The sequence below is a fragment of the Dickeya sp. CFBP 2040 genome (assembly GCF_012273755.1).
Lineage (GTDB): Bacteria > Pseudomonadota > Gammaproteobacteria > Enterobacterales > Enterobacteriaceae > Dickeya > Dickeya poaceiphila.
Genome location: NZ_JAAVXH010000002.1, coordinates 1 through 217, shown reverse-complemented (window position 1 = coordinate 217; position 217 = coordinate 1). Strand labels below are relative to the sequence as shown.

The following is a 217-nucleotide window of genomic DNA, read 5'->3' as shown; positions in this document are numbered from 1 at the left end:
CGCTGAAAGCATCTAAGCGGGAAACTTGCCCCGAGATGAGTCTTCCCTGGGAACGTGATTCCCCGGAAGGGACGTTCGAGACGAGGACGTTGATAGGCTGGGTGTGTAAGCGTAGTGATACGTTGAGCTAACCAGTACTAATGACCCGAGAGGCTTAACCTTACAACACCGAAGGTGTTTTGGAGAGAGAGACGGAAAGTCGAGTCAGCTTGTTCGA

Annotated in this window: 1 rRNA gene; it reads left to right on the top strand. The window is 52.1% G+C overall.

Annotation, left to right across the window (positions count from 1 at the left end):
• Window positions 1–162, top strand: a 23S ribosomal RNA gene (locus tag Dpoa2040_RS00010); the annotation flags it as partial.
• Window positions 163–217 lie beyond the last annotated feature (55 nt).